We start from the raw sequence: 18,803 nt of genomic DNA on the forward strand, positions 1-18,803 counted from the left end.
CCCGCCCCGCTGCGCATCTCGACCCGCGCCGACCCATAACGCCAGATGTACCAACAAATCTCGGGCGAGCCGTTGACTACACATCGATGCATATCTATAGTTGAGCTTCCGGGCCAATCATCAGATGTATCGGAACCCGGCTTCGATGTGTGAGCGATAACTTCCGGGCTCGTGACCGCCTGAAACAGCAGCAATCCTACGAATTCAAGGAACAAGAGATGCGAACAAGAGCAAGGTGGCTCGGGTGGATCGTGGCGCTCGGTCTCATGGCGGGCATGGTGGCGACGCCCATCGGCGCCGCCAGCGCGGAGTCGAACGGCGGGGTCCGGATCATGCCGCTGGGCGACTCCATCACGGAGGGCACGGCCACGCCGGGCGGCTACCGGATCGGCCTGTGGCAGCGCCTCGCGAGCGGCGGGTACACCGCGGACTTCGTCGGGTCGCAGTTCAACGGGCCGGGAAACCTCGGCGATCACGATCACGAAGGCCACCCCGGCTGGCGCATCGACCAGATCCATGCGAACGTCGTCGGCTGGCTGAACGCCTACCAGCCGAAAACGGTGCTGCTGCACATCGGCACCAACGACATCCTCCAGAACTACGATGTCGCCGGCGCCCCGAACCGGCTGTCCGCGCTGATCGACCGCATCACCGCGACGGCGCCGAACGCCGAGGTGTTCGTCGCGCAGATCGCTCCGCTCGGGTGGAGCGAGGGGGACGCGGCGGTGAATAGCTTCAACGCCGCGATCCCCGGCATCGTGCAGAGCAAGGTGAACGCCGGCAAGAACGTGCACCTGGTCGACATGCACAGCGCCCTGAACGCCGCCGACCTGGACGACGGCGTCCACCCCACCGCCGCCGGATACGACAAGATGGCCGCGGTCTGGTACGCCGCACTGCGGTCGGTGCCCGGCAGCGTCGGCGCAGCGGACGGCACCGAGATCGTTGGCGCCCAGTCCGGTCGCTGCCTGGAGGTCGCCGGGGCCGACACCGCCAACGGCGCCGGGGTACAGCTGTGGGACTGCTGGGGCGGCGCCAACCAGCAGTGGACCTACACCGCCGGCAGGCAGTTGACGGTGTACGGCGGCAAATGCCTGGACGCGTCCGGCCAGGGCACCAGCAATGGCACCGCGGTGGTGATCTGGGACTGCAACGGGCAGGCCAACCAGCAGTGGAACCTCAACGCCGACGGCACCATCACCGGGGTGCAGTCGGGCCTCTGCCTGGACGCGTCGGGCTGGGGCACCGGCAACGGCACGAAGGTCCAGCTCTGGACCTGCGGCGGCGCACAGGCCAACCAGCAGTGGACCAGGCGGTGACTTCGGTTTCACACGCGACGCGGACGCCGGTCCGCGACTACCCGGTCCGATCCCGACCGCGGCAATGAACCCGCATCTCCATCTATGACCGACCAACCCCAAGTGAGAAGGAGGCCACCATGGCCTGGACGGAAAACCCCAAGAGCCGCAGACGGATGCTCATCGGCGGAGCCAGCGTGCTCGCCGGGGCCGCCGCCGCGACCGTGCTCAACCCGTTCACCAGCGCGGCCGAAGCCGCCACAGTGGACACCACCGCCTGGTATGTCCTGGTGAACCGCAACAGCGGCAAGGTCCTCGACGTCAGCGGTGTGTCCACCGCGGACGGGGCCCTGCTGCACCAGTGGACCCGCGCGAACACCAGCAACCAGCAGTTCCAGTTCGTGGACGCCGGCGGCGGCTACTACCGGATCAAGGCCCGGCACTCCGGTAAGGTCCTCGACGTCTCCGGCTGGTCCACCGCCGACGGCGCCGCCATCCACCAGTGGACCGACCACGGCGGCGCCAACCAGCAGTTCCGGCTGGCCGACTCCGACAGCGGCTACGTGCGTCTGATCAACCGCAACAGCAGCAAGGCGGTCGAGGTCCAGAACGGGGCGACCGGCGACGGCGCGGCCGTCGTGCAGTACACCGACCACGGCGGCGCCAACCAGCAATGGCAGCTCGCCCGCGTCGACGGCGGCAGCGGCGCCTGCGCGCTTCCGTCGACGTACCGCTGGACGTCGACGGGCCCGCTCGCGGAGCCGAAGAACGGGCAGGTCTCGCTCAAGGACTTCACCGCCGTCCGCCACAACGGCCAGTACCTCGTCTACGCGACGACGCACGACGCCGGAACCGCCTGGAACTCGGTGGTCTTCAGCCCGTTCACCAACTGGTCCGACATGGCCTCGGCCGGCCAGACCAGGGTGACGACCTTCAACCCGGTGGCACCCACACTGTTCTACTTCGCCCCGAAGAACGTCTGGGTGATCGCCTACCAGTGGGGCTGGCCGTACAAGTTCTCCTACCGCACGTCCACCAACCCCGCCGACCCCAACAGCTGGGGCCCGCACCAGGAGCTCTTCAACGGGACCCTTCCCGTGAACAACCCCATCGACCAGACCCTCATCGCCGACGACCAGAACATCTACCTGTTCTTCGCCAACGACGAGGGCCAGATCTACCGCGCCAGCATGCCGCTCGGCAACTTCCCGAGCAGCTTCGGCACGAGCTACCAGCTCGTCATGAGCGACACGAAGGCGAACCTGTTCGAGGCGGTCGAGGTCTACAAGGTCCAGGGCCAGAACCAGTACCTCATGATCGTCGAGGCCATGGGCGCCCAGGGCCGCTACTTCCGCTCGTTCACGGCCACCAGCCTGAACGGCTCGTGGACGCCGCAGGCCGCGACCGAGAGCAGCCCCTTCGCGGGCAAGGCCAACAGCGGTGCCACCTGGACCAACGACATCAGCCACGGCGACCTGGTCCGCACCAACCCCGACCAGACCAAGACCATCGACCCCTGCAACCTGCAATTCCTCTACCAGGGCCGCGACCCCCGCTCCGACGGCATGGACTACGGCCTCCTGCCGTACCGCCCCGGCCTGCTGACCCTGCAACGCTAACGGCACGACCCAGCCCCGCCTCGGTCTGAACCAGCGGGCGGTCTCACCCCGAGACCGCCCACCTCAGCCCGCCCGCGGGCTCTGAAGCTCGAAGCCGGGCGGTGGCCCGTGCAGCGACGATATCGGGGAGTCGTGCCTAAGCCTCAATTCCGCCCGGCGCCAGGGGTGCCGCACAGCGCATGGTCGACGAGGTCGCTGGCGGTCCGCTCCTGCCGCATCATGCTCTCAGGGGAACCGCCCAGGGCGGTGGTCATCGAGACGGTGACGGCGCGGCGGCCGTCGTCGGTGCTGCCGTTGAGATTGATGTAGCCGCTCTCGCCGCCCTCATGGCTCCAATAGCTCCCTCCGCAGGACAGGGGCCGCTCGACCAGGCCGAGGCCGTAGGCGCCGCCCGGCCAGAACGCCTGCATGTCCTCGCCGACCGGCACGGTGTCCTGCATCTCGGCCAGACTCGCCTCGGACAGGAGCTCGCCGCCGAGCAGGGCCTGGAGGAAGCGGTTGACGTTCGCAGTGGTGGAGATGTAGCCGCCGGGGTCGGGGACGATCACCTCGGTGACGTCGAGCCGCTCGCCGTCGGCGTAGACCTCGTAACTGTCGGCGTGCGGGCTGCGAAGCGTGGGATCGTCGCCGGGGAGGTAGGTGCGGTCCATGCCGAGAGGCTCCAGGATCCGCTCCTCGACCTCCTGATGCCAGGGGCGGCCGGTGGCCCGCTCGATGATCATGTCGAGCAGGACGTAGCCGGTGTTGGAGTACCCCCATCCGGCGCCCGGTGCGAAATCGGGCCGGTGCGCCATCGCCCGTTGGACGATCTGCTCGGGTGTGTACACGTCGTACCGGCGCTCCAGGTAGTCCTCGTGGTCCGCGAAACCGGGGAGGTCGTCGTGGATGCCGCTGGTGTGCTGGAGGAGCTGGCGGACGGTGATCGCGCCGCCGTCGTTGCCGTTGCCCGCCACGAGCCCGGGCAGCCACCGGTCCACCGTGTCGTCGAGGGCCAGCGCGTCTTCTTCAGCCAGTTGCAGGACCACAGTGGCCACGAGTGCCTTGCCGGTGCTGGCGATCCGGAAGTAGCCGTCGCCGTCCACTGGGCGATCGGTGCCGTCCTCGGCGAACCCGCTGGTGGCCACCAGGTCCGGGCCGGAATCGGTGGCCAAGCGCGCCTGGACGCCGACGATGCCGAGCGCTTCGAGCGCCTCGGTGTCCCGGAGCAGGTCGTCCTGGCCGTAGCCGGAAGCCTCGTCCGGGGCGGTCGCCAGTTCGACGGCGACGACCGCACCAGCGGCGACGAGGACCGCCGCAGCGAGGGCGGCCCAGCGCCTGCCGATGCGGCGTCGATCGGTCGGGGTCTCGGAATCGCGTTGCGGCGCAAGGGCCGGATCAGTTCTGGTCATGATCCGACACTAGGAATGCGACGGGTTCCGCTGCAGTACCGCGAACTCCCGAAGGGAACCTACAGCTGCCTGTAGTGCCGCGCACCCGAACGCTCCCTAAGGTGGGCACGGAGCCCCATGGGGGACCGGTACGTCAGAGGGGAATGGATCAGTGCTCGGCATACTCCGCGCGGTCCGCGAGCGGTCGCTCAAGTCGAGCCGCAGCGGGGTCTACTTGGCCGAGGTCCTGGTCGCCGCGACGGCCACGCTCGTCGCGGCGCCCTTGCTGTGCGTGCCGTCCCTCGCACAGCCCTGGGCGGAGCAGCACCGTCGCCGCGCCGGAGCGCTGCTGGGCCGACCGGTCGAGCCTCGCCCGCGCGCCGCCCGCCGCAATATCGTCTGGCTCGCAGCGCAGATCGGCCTCGGTCTGTCGTCGGGCGCCGTCGCCGTTCTCCTCGCCGGCTGCCTGCTGCTCACCCTCGTCACCGCCGTCCTGTGGTGGGCCTTCCCTTGGACGCCGTGGCTCCCGGTGGTCAGCGACCCCATCACCGACTGGGGCGCCGCGATATCGCTCAGCGCAGTGAACATATTCGTCCTTTCAGGACTGGCCGCGCTCGTCCTCCCGCCGCTCGCCGGCGCGCACGCCCGGTGCTGCCTCGCGATCCTGGCCCCCTCGCCCGAGGAGCGACTGGTCGAACGCGTCACCGAACTCACCCGCACCCGCGTCGACGTCCTCCAAGCGCACAGTGCGGAACTGCGCCGCATCGAGCGGGACCTGCACGACGGCACCCAGGCCCGGCTCGTGGCCATCGCGATGCGACTCGCGGTCGCCGACGAGACCTACGCCGAGGACCCCGGGGCGGCCGCCGTCCTGGTGCGACAGGCGCAGGCCGAGACCGAGGAGGCGATGACCGAGCTGCGCTCGGTCATCCACACGATCTACCCGCCGGTGCTGGCCGACCAGGGCCTCGCAGGGGCGCTCGCCACCCTGGCCGCGCGGGCCGGGGTCCCCGTCCGCCTCGACGTGGGCCCGCTCGGGGAGGTGCCCGCCGCGGTCGAGGCGGTCGCCTACTTCGCCGCCACGGAGGCGCTTGCGAACACCGCCCGGCACAGCGGCGCGACCGAGGCGTCGATCAGCGTCGCCCGCGACGGCGCACTCCTGCGGCTCCGCATCGCGGACAACGGGATCGGCGGCGCCCACCCCGCCCGCGGCACGGGCCTGGACGGCATGCGCCGCCGTGCCGCCGCCCTGGACGGCGCCGTCACCGTCGACAGCCCGGAGGGCGGGCCGACCGTCATCGCATTGGAGTTGCCGTGCGCGTAGTGATCGCCGAGGACAACGTACTGCTGTCGTCCGGGCTCGAACTGCTGCTTGAGTCCAGGGGGTTCGAGATCGCCGCCGTCGCAACCGACGCCCCCGCCTTCCTCGCCGCGGTGGAGGCCCACCGACCCGATGTGACCATAGTGGATGTCCGGCTGCCGCCCGGATTCCGCGACGAAGGAATCCGGGCCGCACTCCAGGCCCGCCGCGATCACCCCGGCCTGCCGATCCTGGTCCTGTCGCAGTACGTGGAGCAGTCCTACGCCCGCCGGCTCCTCGCGGACACCCGCGGAGGCATCGGATACCTCCTCAAGGACCGCGTGAGCCGTGTCGCAGCGTTCGCCGAGGCACTGCGCCGCGTCGCCGACGGCGGCACCGCCATGGACCCCGAGGTCATCGCCCAACTCCTCGCGCACAGCGATCCCGTCGATGCCCTCACCCCGCGCGAACGCGAAGTACTCGCACTGATGGCCGAAGGCCACGACAACGCCACCATCGCCAAGCGACTCTTCATCACCGACAATGCCGTCCACAAGCACATCGGCAACGTCTTCCTCAAACTCGAACTGTCGGTCGAAGACAGCGGCCACCGCCGCGTCCTCGCCGTCCTGGCACACCTCCGACGCCACGGCATTGACCCACCTGGACAAAGAAATGAGGGACCATCTATGCGATGATCCCTCATGTCCTGTATATCCGTTTGTGGAGCTTAGGGGATTCGAACCCCTGACCTTTTCCATGCCATGGAAACGCGCTACCAACTGCGCCAAAGCCCCTTGATTGGCGTTCCAGAGGTCGTAGACCTTGGAACCCGGACCAGTTTACACAGGGTGTGGAGGCGGGGCTGTGGTGGGGTTCGAGATGCGGGTCACGTTGGTGAGCTGGAGGTTTACCAGGGGTACGGGCCGGGGTGGGACTGGGCGGTGATCCAGCGGGTCTCGGTGAAGGCCTCGGTGTTGGCGGCCCGGCCGCCGAAGCGGGCGCCGGTTCCGGAGGCGCGGACGCCGCCGAAGGGGGCGTGGGCCTCGTCGCCGACGGTCTGGTCGTTGACGTGGACGATGCCGGTGGGGATGCGCTCGGCGAGGTCCAGGCCCTTCATGACGTCCGCGGTGACGATGCCCAGGGAGAGGCCGTACTCGGAGGCGGCGGCGAGGTGCACCGCCTCGTCCTCGGACGCGAAGGTGCGCACCGGGGCGACGGGGCCGAAGACCTCCTCCCTCCAGGCCGGGGTCCCGCTGTCGACGGACGTCAGGACGGTCGGCCGGTAGAACAGGTCCTCGTAGGTGCCGCCGGTCGTGACCTGGCCGCCGGCGGTGACGAGGGCGTGGATCTTCTCGCGCTGGGACGCGTCGATGACCGGGCCCAGGTCGACCTTGTCGGTGAACGGGTTGCCGACGGTCATCGCCTCGGCCTTCGCGGTGAGGGCGGCGACGAACGCGTCGTGGAGCCGCTCGTGGACCAGGTGGCGGCCCACGGTCATGCAGATCTGGCCCTGGTGGAAGAACGAGCCGAATGCCGCGGCGCTCGCGGCGGCCTCGACGTCGGCGTCGTCGAGGACCAGGAGCGCGGAGTTCCCGCCGAGCTCCAGGTGGACGCGCTTGAGCAGGCGCCCGCCAGCCTCGGCGACCGCGCGCCCGGCCCTCGTGGAGCCGGTGAAGGAGACGACGCGGACGTTCGGGTCGGTGACGATCGCCTCGCCGACGTCGGGTCCGCCGGGGACCAGGTGGAGGAGGCCCGCGGGCAGGCCCGCCTCCTCGAAGACGCGGGCCATCGCGACGCCGCCGCAGACCGCCGTGCGCGGGTCCGGCTTGAGGACGACCGCGTTCCCGAGGGCCAGGGCCGCGGCGACCGAGCGGATGCCGAGGATCAGCGGCGCGTTGAACGGGGCGATGACGCCGACGACCCCGACCGGGACGCGGCGGACCATCGACAGGCGCGGCGACTCCGAGGGGATGACCTCGCCGATCGGAGAGGACGCGAGCGCCGCGGCCTCGTGGCACTCCGCCGCGGCCACATGGGTCTCGAAGCCCGCCTTCATCGGGACGGCCCCCGACTCGCGCGTGAGCCACTCGTGGATCTCGGCGGCGTGGGCCTCGAAGAGGTCCCCGGCGCGGCGCAGGACCGCGGCGCGGACGTGGAACGGCGTTGCCGCCCAGGCGGGCTGGGCCGCGGCGGCGGCGCTCGCGGCGCCCGCGATGTCCGATGGGGTCGCGACGGCCGCGTGCGCGAGGACCGCGCCGGTCGCCGGCTCCACCACGGGACGGACGGTCTCGGAAGGGTGCCAGGCGCCGTCGAAGCGGCACGAGTCCCAGATCGAGGGGTCGAGAAGGGATGCGGGGGAAGAGAGTTCGGTTGACATCGTCGTCGCTCCTGTCGGCGTGGGGGAGGGAGTGGAGGGCCGAGAGGGTACCGGGGTGTTCGCCTTACGGATCACTGTTCGACATGTGAACGCAAGCATCGTATCGAGATCGGGCATGCGAGGCAAGGGGAGCGGCTTCGCGGCCGTTGGAAAACCATAGATGTTCGTGTATGCTTCGTTCGTTCGCATCCCGAACTCCCCTGGAGGAGGCCCATGGCGCGGCTGACCGCCCTCCCCGAAGCCCTCGCCGCCGCCGTCCGGGACGGCGACACCGTCGCCATGGAGGGGTTCACCCACCTCATCCCCCACGCGGCCGCCCACGAGCTGATCCGCCAGGGCCGCAAGGACCTCACCCTCATCCGCATGACCCCCGACGTCATCTACGACCAGCTCATCGGCGCCGGATGCGCCGCGAAGCTGGTGTTCTCGTGGGGCGGCAACCCCGGCGTGGGGTCGCTCCACCGCCTCCGTGACGCCGTCGAGCACGCCTGGCCCCGCGACCTCGCCATCGAGGAGCACTCCCACGCTGGGCTCGTGAACCGCTACGTCGCAGGGGCCTCCGGACTGCCGTTCGCGGTCCTGCGCGGCTACGCCGGAACCGATCTCGCCGACGTCACCGACTCGATCGCCCCCATCACCTGCCCGTTCACCGGCGAGCGCCTGACCGCGGTCTCCGCGCTCAACCCCGACGTGGCCGTGATCCACGCCCAGCGCGCCGACCGCGAAGGGAACGTGCAGCTCTGGGGCATCGTCGGCGCGCAGAAGGAAGCGGTCCTCGCCGCCGGCCGCGCGGTCGTGACCGTGGAGGAGATCGTGGACGCCCTCGAACCCGTCCCCGGCGCGATCCTCCTGCCCCACTGGGTGATCGACTGGGTCTGCGAGGTCCCCGGCGGCGCGGCCCCCTCCTACGCCGCCGGATACACCGAGCGCGACAACGACTTCTACAGGGAATGGGACGCCGTCAGCCGCGACCGCGACGCGTTCCGCGCCTGGATCGACGCGAACGTCATGGAGGCCCGGTGAACGACCAGGACGCCCCGAGCGCCGAGGACATGATGACCGTCGCGGCCGCCCGCGCGCTGGCCGGGCGGCGGACCTGCTTCGTCGGGATCGGGCTCCCTTCGCTCGCGGCGAATCTCGCACGGGCGACGTGCGCGCCGGGCATCGTCCTCATATACGAGTCGGGGACGATCGGCTCCAAGCCCGACCGGCCGCCGCTGTCGATCGGCGACGGGTCGCTCGCCGAGACCGCCGACACCGTCGTCTCCAGCGCCGAGATCTTCAACTACTGGCTTCAGCCCGGACGCATCGACGTGGGCTTCCTCGGTGCGGCCCAACTCGACCGGTTCGCGAACCTGAACACCACGGTGATCGGCGAGTACGCCCGACCGAAGGTCCGCCTCCCCGGCGCGGGCGGCGCGCCCGAGATCGCCGCGTCCTGCAAGGAGACGGTCGTGGTCGTGCGGCACACGCCGCGGATCTTCGTCGACCGGCTCGACTTCACCACCTCCGTCGGCCACGGCGACGGCCCCGGCGCGCGCGAACGGCTCGGGCTGCGCGGCGCGGGACCCGTCAGGGTCATCACCGATCTCGGTGTGCTCGAACCGGACCCGGACACCCGGGAGCTGGTGCTCGTCAGCGTCCACCCGGGCGCCGACCCGGAGCGGGCGGTCGCCCGGACCGGCTGGCCCCTGCGCGTCGCCCCGGACCTCGGCACGACCGAGCCGCCCACCGGCGCCGAACTCGACGCCTTGCGCGCCTTGACCTCCTGACCACTCGAAAGGAGCCCCGACATGGCAGACCTCCTGCGCCGCGACGGCCGCGGCGTCCACCCCGACCGCGACTTCCCCGCGTACAAGTCGACGGCCCTGCGGCACCCGAAGCGCCCGCTCGTCCCCCTCCACGACCCGGAGACGGAGCTGACGGCGCCGTTCCTCGGCTCCGGCCCGATCGGTCCGGTGGACGCGGACCTCACCGCCCAGCACGCCGGGACGCCGCTGGGGGAGCGCATCGTCGTCACCGGGCAGGTCCGCGACGGCAACGGCACGCCGCTCGCCGGGCAGCTCGTGGAGGTGTGGCAGGCCAACGCCTCCGGCCGGTACGCGCAGGCCGAGGACGTGCACGACGCGCCGCTGGACCCGAACTTCACGGGCGTCGGCCGCTGCCTCACCGACGAGCACGGCGTCTACCGGTTCACCACGGTCAAGCCCGGCCCGTACCCGTGGCGCAACCACGACAAGGCCTGGCGCCCGGCGCACATCCACTTCTCGCTGTTCGGCACCGCGTTCGCTGCGCGCCTGATCACGCAGATGTACTTCCCCGGCGACCCGCTCTTCCCCTACGATCCGGTGATGCACTCGGTGACCGACCCGGCCGCGCGCGAGCGCATGGTCGCGGCCTTCGACCTGGACGCCACGGTCGACCAGTGGGCCACCGGGTACCACTGGGACGTCGTCCTGCGCGGCCCGGAGCGGACGCTCTTCGAGTCCGACCTCCCGAGGGACGGGGAGGGCTGATGGCGGCACAGGCCCAGGGACGGCGACAGGCAGAAGGACAGACGCAGGGACAGGGACAGGACGAGGGTCGGCTTCCGGCCCAGGGACAGTCGGAACACCGGCTCCCGTCCCAGCCCCGGGGCGAGCACCGGGACCGGGACCGGCCCGAGGAGCAGGCGCTCACTCCGGGCCAGACCGTCGGGCCGTTCTACGGGTTCGCGCTCCCCTACGAGGACGGGCCGGTCATCGTCAAGGGCGGCGGCCTGCACGTCCACGGGACCGTGCTCGACGGCGCGGGCGAGCCCGTGCCCGACGCGCTCGTCGAAATGCTGCAAGCCGATCCGCAGGGCCGCGTCGGCGGCCTCTTCGGCCGCTGCCCCACCGCCCCCGCGGGGCGCTTCGCGTTCACCACCGTGCGGCCAGGCGCGACGAGCGACGGCTGCGCGCCCCACCTCGCGGTCATGGTCCACGCACGGGGCCTGCTCCTCCAGCTCCACACCCGCATGTACTTCCCCGGCGAGCCGCTCAACGCCTATGATCCGGTCCTCGCGAAGGTCCCGGACGACCGGCGGCACACCCTCGTCGCCGTCCCCGACGGGGACGGCCTCCGCTTCGACATACGCCTGCAAGGGGACGGCGAGACAGGCGAGGGCGAGACGGTGTTCTTCGATGTCTGAGCGAGCGTTGTCCGAAGGGGCGCGGTCTGAAGGGGCGCTGTCCGAGTGGGCGCTGCTTGAGACGGTGCTGCCTGAGGGGGCCCGGTGCCGGTGACCGGACTGTTCGACGCGGTGTTCGCGCGCGGCCGGGCCGCCGACGCGGTCTCGGGGCCCGCTTGGCTCGCCGCGATGCTCCGCGTCGAGGCGGCTCTGGCCGAGGCCGCGGCCGACACCGGGTATGTCGGGCGCGATGCCGCGGACGCGGTCGCCGCGGCCGCCGACCCGGACCGCTTCGACCTCGCCGCCGTCGCGGCATCGGCGGCGAGCATCGGCAATCCCGTTGCGGGCGTGGTGGAGCGGCTGCGCGAGCTGGTGCCGGAGCGCCACCATGAGGCCGTCCACTTCTCGGCGACCAGCCAGGACGTCATGGACACCGCGATGATGCTCGTCGCGAGAGACGCCGTCGCGGCGATCATGGACGACCTGCGCGCCTGCGAGGGCGCGGTGCTCGACCGCATCGTCGAGGAGGAGTGGGCGTCCGAGCCGAGGCTGTGGGCCCGGACGCTGCTCCAGCACGCCGAGCCCATCGACCTCATGGACTTGAACGGCCGGTGGACCGCCGGCATCGCCCAAGCGCGCCGCAGGCTTGAGGAACTGGAGTTCCCCGGCGTGCTGGCGGGCCCGGTGGGCCGCAACTGGTCTAAGCGCGTGATCCCCGAGAAGGACCTGCGGGCCCATTTCCTGCGGCGTCTCGACATCGACCCGTCGCAGTACCTCGGACACACCGCGCGCGGGCCGGTGGTGCGGATCGGCGCCGCCGCCGCTGAGGCGGCCGGAGCCTGCGGGAAGGTCGCGGTCGATGTGATCCTGCTGAGCCAGAACGAGATCGGCGAGGTGAGCGAGGGCCGGCCGGGCGGTTCGACGTCGATGCCGCACAAGCGCAACCCGGTCGCCGCGACGTGCGCCCGGGCGTGCGCCGCCCGGACGCCGGGCCTGGTCGCGACGTTGTACGCGGCGATGCCGCAGGAGCTTCAGCGCTCGCCCGGCTTGTGGCACACCGAGTGGGAGACGCTCTCGGACCTGCTGCGGCTCACGGGGTCCGCGGCGGCCTGGTTGAGGGAGTGCCTGGAGGGGCTCGAATTCCACCCGGAAGCGATGGATCGCAACCTGCGGGAGGCCGAAGGATGATCCCCCACTACGAGATCGACGGCGACGGGCCGCCGCTGGTGCTCGTCAACTCGCTCGGCACCTCGATGGAGATGTGGCGGCCGCAGGTCACGCCGCTCGGCGCCCGGTTCCGACTGGTGCGCTTCGACAACCGCGGGCACGGCGGGACGCCGTACAGCGGGTCTGGTGGCTCCGGCGGTTTCGATCGCCTCGGTGGTCCCGGCGGCATCGGCGACACGGGCGGCCCTGCGGGCGGTCGGTCGCGCGGGGCCGACGACCGCCCGCTCACCATCGACGACCTCGCGGGCGACCTCGTCGACCTGCTCGACCACTTGGGGATCGAGCGGGCGCACGTCGCGGGCGTCTCGCTCGGCGGGGCCGTCGCGATGCGGCTCGCGGTGACCCGTCCCGAACGGGTCGACCGGCTCGTGCTCGTCTCGACCGCCGCGCGGATCGGGACCCCGGAGGGGTGGCGCGAGCGGGCGGAGGCGGTGCGGGCAGACGGGTGCGCGTCGATCAGCGGAGCCGCGATGGGGCGGTGGTTCTCCTCGGCGTTCCTCGCAGACCAGCCCGGCACGGTCGCCGCGTTCCGGCGGCGCTTCGACGACTGCGACTCCGGCGGCTACGCCGCCTGCTGCGAAGCCCTGGGCGCCATGGACCAGCGGGCCGACCTCGGCCGGATCGCCGCGCCCGCGCTCATCGTCGCCGGGACCGCCGACGAGGTCACGACGCCCGCCGACGCGGCGTTCCTCGACGAGCGCCTTCCCGACTCGCGCGTGCTCCTCGCCGAAGGCGCCAAGCACCTGCTCACCGCCGAGCGGCCCGACTGGTGGAACCGCGCGGTCATCGAGTTCCTGGAAGGGGACCGGACATGACGGTTCCCGAAGGCGAGCGGGTCCGGCGGGCCGTCCTCGGCGACGCCCGCGTCGACCGCTCCAACGCCGCCCGCACCGGCTTCGACCGCGACTTCGGCGAGTTCATCACCGAGTACGCCTGGGGCGGCGTGTGGTCCAGGCCCGGTCTCGACACGCACACGCGGCGGCTGCTCACCATCGCGGTCCTGTGCTCGCTCGGGTGCGAGGACGAACTCGTGATGCACGTCCGCGCCGCCCTCGCCGACGGCGTCACCGCCGACGAGGTGAAAGAGGTCCTCCTCCACACCGCGGTCTACGCCGGTCTGCCCCGCGCGAACCGCGCGTTCCACCTCGCTGGCCGACTCGTCGCCGAGCACGACGGGCGCGTTGTGCGCCCAGAGCACGCCGAGCACGCTCCGCGCACCGAGCACGCCGACGCCGACGACCTCGCCGAACCGGGCACCGCTGCCGGCTTCCCCTCCGGCACCGCTTCCGATCCGGGCGCCGACCCGCGTTCCGCCGAGCGCGGCTGAGGCCGGTGCGGCCGACCACGGATAGGGTGGATTCCATGCAGGAGACCCCGGACAGCGACGAGGCGGCGACGAGCGCGCCCCGCAACTCCGACTACGTGCAGACCCTCGCGCGCGGGCTCGCCGTCATCCGGTCGTTCTCGGCCGAGCGGGAGGCGATGACGCTCAGCGAGGTCGCCAAGGAGACCGGGCTGACCCGCGCGACCGCGCGGCGGTTCCTCCTGACGCTCACCGAACTCGGGTACGTGCGCTTCGACGGCCGCTACTTCGCGCTCACGCCGCGGGTCCTGGAGCTCGGGTTCGCGTACCTGTCGAGCCTGTCGCTGCCCGAGATCGCGCAGCCGCACCTGGAGCGGCTCGTCGCCGAGGTGCAGGAGTCGGCGTCGGTCGCGGTGCTCGACGAGACCGACATCGTGTACGTCTCCCGCGTCGCGACGCAGCGGATCATGCGCGTCTCGATCAACATCGGCACCCGCTTCCCGGCCGCGAGCACCTCGATGGGGCGGGTGCTGCTCGCGGACCTGCCGGGGTACCGGCTGGACGAGATGCTGGAGTCGGCGGAGCTGACGGCGTTCACGTCGCACACGATCACCGACGTCGGGGAGCTCCGCGAGGAGCTCGAACGGGTGAAGGCGCAGGGGTGGGCGTTCGTCGACCAGGAGCTGGAGGAGGGGCTGCGGTCGATCGCGGTGCCGATCCGGGACCAGTGGGGCAAGGCCGTCGCGGCCGTGAACGTCTCCTCGCACGCCAGCCGCACCGACCTCGACAAGGCCCGCCGCGACCTGCTGCCGCCGCTCCTCGTGACGGCCGCGAGGATTCTCGCGGACATGGCGATCCAGTTCGGCTGACCCGCGCGGCGGTTCGTTCGTCATCCCCCGTCCGTCTTCCGCCTTCCGGTGGAGGCATGGGCCGGGACTTCCGCCTGTCGCAGTATGGGAAGTTCATTCGTTTTACGGTGGTACGGCACCACACGCGCCAATAGCGTTGGGGCATGCGCACATCACTCTCCTTCGCCGGCGCTTTCGCGCTCGCGCTCTTCGCGCTCCCCGCCTCCGCCGGCGCGACGCCCTCCGACGGCCTCGACGACGACCTGCTCGACCGGCAGCTCCAGCAGCTCTACGACGCGGCCGACCACTCCGTGACCGCGGAGGTGCGCCTCGGCGACGACGTCTGGTCGGAGGCCATGGGCGCCAGGAAGATCGACGGGTCGGGCGGCAGGGTCGACGAGGACGACCGGGTCCGGATCGCCAGCCTCACCAAGTCGATGGTCTCGGCCGTGCTCCTCCGGCTCCAGTCCGAGGGCGAGGTGGACCTCGACGCGACGATCGGGGACTACCTGCCAGGGCTCCTCCCGTACGAGGACGAGCCGACCATCCGCCAGATCATGCAGCACACCGGCGGCCTGCGCGACTACTTCTCCTACCTCTACCCCTCGCTCGCGGAGAGCGACATGGGCGACTTCTACGCGAACTACCGGAACGACTACGAGCCGGAGGAGCTCATCGCGATGAGCACCGCCGACCCGCTGCTGTTCGAGCCGGGCACCGGCTACGCCTACTCGAACACCGGCTACATGGCCCTGGGCCTGCTCATCGAGCACGTCACCGGCGAGGAGCTGCGCGAGGTCCTCGACGAGCGGGTCTTCGGACCGGCCGACCTGGACGACACCTACCTGCCGAAGGACGGCACGTGGGGCATCCGGGGCGCGAACCCGGTGCCGTACATGACGACCGGCGAGGCCGACGAGCCGTACTTCGACTCCACGAGGCTCTCCCACGACCAGATGTGGGCGGCCGGAGGCGTGATCTCCACTATGGAGGACGTCAACGACTTCTACGACGCCCTGCTCGACGGCACGCTCCTGGACGGCGCGGAGCTGGCCCAGATGACCGACTTCGTCGGCGGCGGCGACCAGGGCCTGGCCTACGGGCTGGGACTGGTCGGCCTCCAGCCCGGCTGCCCCGACGACCCCGAGGAGGTCTTCGTCGGCCACACCGGCGGCGGCCTGGGGCACATGACGTACTCGTTCCACTCCCTCGACGGCGACCGGCAGGCCACGTTCACCTGGAACGTCGACGACCGCCACACCATGGCCGACCCCGCCGAGCTGAACTGGGCGCTCGCCTCGCTGCTCACCGCCGGACTGTGCGGCACCGACGCGGGGGCGATGCCGACCGGCGCCGAAGCACTGGCCCAGGCGCTGACCGCCGTCCCCGGGTCCGAAGCGCCGCTGGTCCTCAACTGACCAGGGCCGCAGCGTCATCGGACCGGCCGCGTCGGCGGCCCGGGGCCCGTCCTGCGATCCGCAGGACGGGCCCTAGGCCGCTTCGACGACGACCGCGATCCCCTGGCCGACGCCGATGCACAGCGCCGCCATGCCGTACCGTCCGCCTTCGCGGCGCAGCCGCCACGCGAGCGTCGCGAGGAGCCGGGCCCCGGAGCAGCCGAGCGGGTGGCCGATCGCGATGGCGCCGCCCTGCGGGTTGACGATCTCGGGGTCGAGGCCGGGCCAGGACGCGAGGCACGCGAGCGACTGCGCCGCATAGGCCTCGTTGAGCTCCACGGTGTCGAGGTCGTCCCAGCCGATCCCGGCGCGTTCGAGGGCGCGTTCGGCGGCGGCGACCGGCCCGATGCCGTACCGGTGCGGCTCGACGGCGGTGACCGCGCGGGAGACGATGCGCGCCAAGGGCCTGCCGTGGTCGGCCGCGGCCCGTTCGCCGCCGAGGAGGAGCGCGGCGGCGCCGTCGCTGAGGGTGCTGGCGTTCCCGGCGGTGACGGTGCCGCCGGTGCGGAACGCGGTCCGGAGCCCGGCGAGGACCTCGGGGGTGGTCGCGGGGCGGATCGCCTCGTCGCGGTCGAGTTCGTGCAGGGGCAGGATCTCGTCGGCGAAGGCCCCGGTCTCCCACGCGGCGTGGGCGAGGCGGTGGCTGCGGGCGGCGAAGGCGTCCTGGGCTTCGCGGCCGATGCCGAACTCGTCGGCGAGGATCTCGGCCCCTTCGCCGAGGCTCACGGTCCACTGCGGGTTCATGGCGGGGTTGACCAGGCGCCAGCCGAGGGCGGTGTCGGCGAGTTCGAGTCCGCCTCGCGGGAACGGCTGCTCGGTCTTCGGGAGGACCCACGGGGCGCGGCTCATCGACTCGACGCCCCCGGCGACGACGAGGTCGGCGTCGCCGCACTCGATCGCGCGGGCCGCGGCGACGACGGCTTCGGCCCCGGACCCGCAGAGGCGGTTGACGGTGGTGCCCGGGACGGTCGCGGGGAGCCCGGCGAGGAGGACGGCCATGCGGGCGACGTTGCGGTTGTCCTCGCCCGCGCCGTTGGCGTTGCCGAGGACGACGTCCCCGATCGCCGCCGGGTCGAGGTCGCTCTGGCGCGCGACGAGCCCGCCGATCGCCTTGGCGGCCAGGTCGTCGGGGCGGACCTTCGCGAGCGCGCCGCCGTGGCGGCCGATCGGGGTGCGGACGGCGTCGAGGATGTAGGCGGTGCTCACGGCGGCCCCAGGGGTTCGCGGAAGTGGTCCATTTTCAGTGTGCGCCTGATGAAACTGTGTGCACATCGCGAACATTAGTGAACATGAGGGAGCTTCGCAAGAGGCGTTCAAAGCTAAAGGTGGCGGCCGTCCCCAGCCCCCACCCTCCCAGAAGGGGACCGTAGCGCCCAGCTTTGCGCGGGGGTCCGACAAGAACCCCGCCCGGAAGCGCGCATGTCACCCGATCGTGTGCCGGTGGCCTTGGCCACCGGCACACGGCGGCGCTGCTAGTCCCAGCTCAGGCCCGGCGCGTAGCGGCGGGGGCGGAGTTTGGCGATGAGCTGGGCGGCGACGTCGAAGAGGCGGCCGGTGGAGCCGGGCGGGCCGACGAGCTGGACGGTGGCGGGGGCGCCGTCGGAGCGCATGCCGACCGGGACGACCAGCGCGGGGAGTCCGGCGAGGCTGAACGGGGCGGTGAAGGCGGCGGCGGAGGCGAGGTGGGTGACGTTGGAGCGCAGGGGCTCCAGCGACCACTCCTTGGCGGCGGGGGGCGCGGCGGGCAGGCCCGGGGTGATGAGGACGTCGTAGTCCTCCAGGTCGAACCAGTCCTCCAGGTGGCGGCGGACGCGGTTGCCGTCGCCGAGGACGCCGCCGAAGAGCCCGCCGAGGTACGTGCGCTCGCCCACGGCCACAAGGCGCTTGGTGCGCCGCTGGAGCCCGTCGGGGCCGCATTTGAGGCTGCGGAGGTACGCGGCGCAGGTCCACGCGCCGGAGGAGGCAGGGGTGAGGCGGGCGCCGAAGCGGGGCTTGGCGCGGAAGGTGTCGTGGCCGAGGTCGGTGAGGGAGCGGACGGCTTTGAGGAGCCACTTGGTGGCGTCGTCGTCGACGCGGGCGGGGAGCGGCGCGGAGTTCGTGGCGGCGATGCGCAGGCGTCCCGGGTCGCCGGTGGAGCGCGGCGAGCGGTGCGTCAGGGCCGCGTACGCCAGCGCTGCATCGTCCACTGTGGTCGCCATGACGCCGACGTGGCCGCCGAGCCAGTGGTCGGGGTCGGCGTTGATGTCGGCGGGGACGTGCTCGGGGCTGTAGGCGACGATGCCGCAGGCCGCGGCGGCGGTGCGGACGCCGCCCGCGGAGCCGGGGCCGTCGAGGCCGATGCCGATGGGGGCCGCGCCGGTGGCAACGGCGAGGGCGGCGCCGCCGGAGGGGCCGCCGATGCCGCGGTCGGGGCGCCAGGGGTTGGCGGGGACGTTGCCGTCGTCGTCGGTGGCGGGCCACAGTCCCAGCTCGGAGGAGCGCCCGAAGGCGACGACGACCGCGCCGGCGCCGCGGATGCGCTGCACCGCACGGTGGTCGGTGTCGGCGATCGGGAGGACGGCGGCGTTGGAGCCGAGCCGCGGGGCGTGCCCGGTGACCGGGAGCTGCTCGCAGACCGCGACGGGGACGCCCGCCGCGAGGAGGGCCTCGCGGTTCTCGATGTCGTCGACGGCCGCGGCCTCGGCGAGCGACTCGATCTTGCGGACGCCGGTGAGGGCGGCGTCGGCCTCGCGGTGGTCCTCGATGCGGCGCAGATGGTGGTCGACGACGACCGAGGCGTCCGCGTCGCCGCGCCGGACCGCCTTCGCTATCTGCTGCGCAGTGGTTCCCGACCAGCTCACTGATCGTCCTTTC

The 18,803-nt window shown here is 71.9% G+C and carries 17 protein-coding genes and 1 tRNA gene; 13 read left to right on the plus strand and 5 right to left on the minus strand.

Annotation, left to right across the window (positions count from 1 at the left end):
• Positions 1-218 precede the first annotated feature (218 nt).
• Both ACFFXY_RS03700 and ACFFXY_RS03705 read left to right on the plus strand, forming a co-directional pair.
• A complete protein-coding gene (locus ACFFXY_RS03700) occupies positions 219-1,319 on the plus strand; it encodes a ricin-type beta-trefoil lectin domain protein (RefSeq protein WP_382345970.1) in 1,101 nt (366 codons plus the stop codon).
• 119 nt (positions 1,320-1,438) lie between these two features.
• Entirely contained in the window at positions 1,439-2,917 is a 1,479-nt protein-coding gene (locus tag ACFFXY_RS03705) for a non-reducing end alpha-L-arabinofuranosidase family hydrolase (protein ID WP_382345972.1), read from the plus strand.
• Between the two features lie 143 nt (positions 2,918-3,060).
• Here the strand turns inward: ACFFXY_RS03705 and ACFFXY_RS03710 are convergent, their stop codons facing one another.
• Complete coding sequence (locus ACFFXY_RS03710) at positions 3,061-4,305, minus strand: serine hydrolase domain-containing protein (RefSeq protein WP_382345974.1); 1,245 nt, start codon at positions 4,303-4,305, stop codon at positions 3,061-3,063.
• A gap of 151 nt (positions 4,306-4,456) precedes the next feature.
• Here ACFFXY_RS03710 and ACFFXY_RS03715 point away from each other — a divergent pair, with 151 nt between their 5' ends.
• Positions 4,457-5,608, plus strand: coding sequence for a sensor histidine kinase (locus ACFFXY_RS03715; RefSeq protein WP_382345976.1), 1,152 nt, complete (start codon positions 4,457-4,459; stop codon positions 5,606-5,608).
• Positions 5,599-6,282 carry a response regulator gene (locus tag ACFFXY_RS03720; protein ID WP_382345978.1) on the plus strand — a complete coding sequence of 228 codons (684 nt, stop codon included), beginning with the start codon at positions 5,599-5,601 and terminating at the stop codon, positions 6,280-6,282. The genes ACFFXY_RS03715 and ACFFXY_RS03720 overlap by 10 nt, the downstream gene beginning before the upstream one ends.
• Before the next feature lie 26 nt (positions 6,283-6,308).
• On the opposite strand, the gene ACFFXY_RS03725 is transcribed toward ACFFXY_RS03720, so the two are convergent.
• Both ACFFXY_RS03725 and ACFFXY_RS03730 read right to left on the minus strand, forming a co-directional pair.
• A tRNA-Ala gene (locus ACFFXY_RS03725) sits at positions 6,309-6,381 on the minus strand.
• Positions 6,382-6,494: 113 nt separating this feature from the next.
• Entirely contained in the window at positions 6,495-7,964 is a 1,470-nt protein-coding gene (locus ACFFXY_RS03730) for an aldehyde dehydrogenase family protein (RefSeq protein ID WP_382345980.1), read from the minus strand.
• Between the two features lie 213 nt (positions 7,965-8,177).
• Here ACFFXY_RS03730 and ACFFXY_RS03735 point away from each other — a divergent pair, with 213 nt between their 5' ends.
• From ACFFXY_RS03735 to ACFFXY_RS03775, 9 genes are all read left to right on the plus strand, one after another.
• A complete protein-coding gene (locus ACFFXY_RS03735) occupies positions 8,178-8,987 on the plus strand; it encodes a CoA transferase subunit A (RefSeq protein WP_382345982.1) in 810 nt (269 codons plus the stop codon).
• Positions 8,988-9,016: 29 nt separating this feature from the next.
• Complete coding sequence (locus ACFFXY_RS03740; protein ID WP_382347370.1) at positions 9,017-9,736, plus strand: CoA-transferase subunit beta; 720 nt, start codon at positions 9,017-9,019, stop codon at positions 9,734-9,736.
• A gap of 21 nt (positions 9,737-9,757) precedes the next feature.
• The gene (gene pcaH / locus ACFFXY_RS03745; RefSeq protein WP_382345984.1) at positions 9,758-10,480 is read left to right on the plus strand and encodes a protocatechuate 3,4-dioxygenase subunit beta; all 723 of its coding nucleotides are present in this window, start codon (positions 9,758-9,760) and stop codon (positions 10,478-10,480) included.
• Positions 10,480-11,136 carry a protocatechuate 3,4-dioxygenase subunit alpha gene (gene pcaG / locus ACFFXY_RS03750; RefSeq protein WP_382345986.1) on the plus strand — a complete coding sequence of 219 codons (657 nt, stop codon included), beginning with the start codon at positions 10,480-10,482 and terminating at the stop codon, positions 11,134-11,136. Before pcaH ends, pcaG begins: the two co-directional genes overlap by 1 nt.
• Positions 11,137-11,226: 90 nt before the next feature.
• Positions 11,227-12,303, plus strand: a complete 1,077-nt coding sequence (locus ACFFXY_RS03755) for a lyase family protein (RefSeq protein WP_382345988.1) — start codon at positions 11,227-11,229, stop codon at positions 12,301-12,303.
• The gene (locus tag ACFFXY_RS03760) at positions 12,300-13,157 is read left to right on the plus strand and encodes an alpha/beta fold hydrolase (RefSeq protein ID WP_382345990.1); all 858 of its coding nucleotides are present in this window, start codon (positions 12,300-12,302) and stop codon (positions 13,155-13,157) included. The genes ACFFXY_RS03755 and ACFFXY_RS03760 overlap by 4 nt, the downstream gene beginning before the upstream one ends.
• Positions 13,154-13,669: a 4-carboxymuconolactone decarboxylase gene (pcaC, locus tag ACFFXY_RS03765; protein ID WP_382345992.1), complete on the plus strand. Its 516-nt coding sequence runs from the start codon at positions 13,154-13,156 to the stop codon at positions 13,667-13,669. Before ACFFXY_RS03760 ends, pcaC begins: the two co-directional genes overlap by 4 nt.
• Positions 13,670-13,704: 35 nt before the next feature.
• On the plus strand, positions 13,705-14,514 hold the full coding sequence (locus ACFFXY_RS03770) for an IclR family transcriptional regulator domain-containing protein (RefSeq protein ID WP_382345994.1): 810 nt from the start codon (positions 13,705-13,707) through the stop codon (positions 14,512-14,514).
• 143 nt (positions 14,515-14,657) lie between these two features.
• Positions 14,658-15,911 carry a serine hydrolase domain-containing protein gene (locus ACFFXY_RS03775; RefSeq protein WP_382345996.1) on the plus strand — a complete coding sequence of 418 codons (1,254 nt, stop codon included), beginning with the start codon at positions 14,658-14,660 and terminating at the stop codon, positions 15,909-15,911.
• A 72-nt stretch (positions 15,912-15,983) separates the two neighbouring features.
• On the opposite strand, the gene ACFFXY_RS03780 is transcribed toward ACFFXY_RS03775, so the two are convergent.
• On the minus strand, positions 15,984-17,156 hold the full coding sequence (locus ACFFXY_RS03780) for a thiolase family protein (protein WP_382345998.1): 1,173 nt from the start codon (positions 17,154-17,156) through the stop codon (positions 15,984-15,986).
• Between the two features lie 266 nt (positions 17,157-17,422).
• Complete coding sequence (locus ACFFXY_RS03785; RefSeq protein WP_382346000.1) at positions 17,423-18,790, minus strand: amidase family protein; 1,368 nt, start codon at positions 18,788-18,790, stop codon at positions 17,423-17,425.
• Positions 18,791-18,803: the final 13 nt, after the last annotated feature.

It is taken from the genome of Glycomyces mayteni, from assembly GCF_042428885.1.
Taxonomy (GTDB): domain Bacteria; phylum Actinomycetota; class Actinomycetes; order Mycobacteriales; family Micromonosporaceae; genus Glycomyces; species Glycomyces mayteni.